The organism is Saccharothrix sp. NRRL B-16348, assembly GCF_001280085.1.
GTDB lineage: Bacteria > Actinomycetota > Actinomycetes > Mycobacteriales > Pseudonocardiaceae > Actinosynnema.
The window spans coordinates 1-1,267 of record NZ_LGED01000062.1 but is presented as its reverse complement, the minus strand read 5'-3'; the positions used below and the strand labels follow the sequence as shown (position 1 = coordinate 1,267).

At 65.7% G+C, this 1,267-nt stretch carries 2 protein-coding genes; both read left to right on the top strand.

Annotated features, from left to right (window positions below; genetic code table 11):
* Nucleotides 1-21: 21 nt before the first annotated feature.
* The gene (locus tag ADK67_RS55300) at nucleotides 22-159 is read left to right on the top strand and encodes a DUF2399 domain-containing protein (protein WP_442974116.1); all 138 of its coding nucleotides are present in this window, start codon (nucleotides 22-24) and stop codon (nucleotides 157-159) included.
* A gap of 448 nt (nucleotides 160-607) precedes the next feature.
* Nucleotides 608-1,117 carry an integrase core domain-containing protein gene (locus tag ADK67_RS53455; RefSeq protein WP_231648082.1) on the top strand — a complete coding sequence of 170 codons (510 nt, stop codon included), beginning with the start codon at nucleotides 608-610 and terminating at the stop codon, nucleotides 1,115-1,117.
* Nucleotides 1,118-1,267: the final 150 nt, after the last annotated feature.

The window sequence follows — 1,267 nt, the reverse complement described above, 5'->3', positions numbered from 1 at the left end:
TACCGCGAGGCCGTCACCACCCTGATCGCCCGCGGTGTCGAACTGCCGACGTTGAACAACGGCCCCGCTGAGGCCACCTGGGATCCCGACCTGGCCAAGACCATGACCACCACGGGCCTGATGGTCACCGAGGAGCACGTGCTGCCGTCACTCCTCTGACGCGAACCGCTTCACGTCCCGCTACCTGCGCCCGTGGATGATCTACGCGCGATCCTCCGCAGATCAGCGCGGTTCGGCGTCCTTCGCGGCCTCGCTGCGCCGCAGCGCCGGCGGGGTGGACAGCAGCTTCCGAGTCGCCTTGTACAGCAGGGACACAATCACCCGGGACATGCTGTCGAAGACGCGTGAAAACTGACCCTGTGCCGCTCGAAAGTCATCGACACCGGGGACCCTCCTGCGATGGCACCGGCGCCTGGTCGCGAAGAAGTGGACCTACCCCCCACTGAACCGGCCGACCGCCGGTCGACGACACCATCGTGGCGTTGATCGCGCGGATGGCCCGGGAGAACACCGGCTGGGGCTACCGCCGAATCCAGGGTGAGCTGCTCAAGCTCGGACACCGGGTACAAACGGCCCGTGGACTACTCAACAAGCCCGCAACCTGCTGATGGACCTCGGTGAGCGGGCAGACGACTTCCGGCTCCTCATTCGGGACCGGGCAGGCCAGTTCCCCACCTCATTCGCCGCAGCCTTCTCCGCCGCAGGCACCCAGGTCGTGAAGACCCCACCACGGCGTCCACGAGCCAACGCCCACGCCGAACGGTTCGTCGGCACCATCCGACGCGGAGCCACCGACCGACTGCTCATCCTCAACGAACACCACCTGCGGACGGTGCTGCAGCGCTACACGAACCACTACAACCACCGCAGACCACACCAAGCTCGACACCTCGCCCCACCACGATCCGACCGACCGATCGCAGAGCCGGGCTGCCCTCGAACGCCGCCGACCAATCCTCGGCGGCCTGATCACCGAGTACGAACCCATAGCAGCCTAACCCCAGGTCAGACCATGTGGCCGACTTTTGACACCCCACAGGTCCCAACACTGTGGCAGCCTTGCTCTACCAGCGACGATGACTTTCGAGCGGCACAGGCGCGGAAGCTCTTCTGTTGACCGAAAGAACCGGAGCCGGCGTCCGGAGGTTAGCGCAGCGAGAACAGGGCGCCTGGTGCTTCACGGTCGATGCCGTGACGATCCGTGACGATGAGTTCCACTCGGTCCGGAGTCACGTCGGGCCGTACGTCCCACACGTAGATCCCGTTC

Excerpts from the sequence above, each read along its gene's own strand:
- ADK67_RS53455 (WP_231648082.1), top strand. The coding sequence starts at position 608 with ATGGACCTCGGTGAGCGGGCAGACGACTTCCGGCTCCTCATTCGGGAC.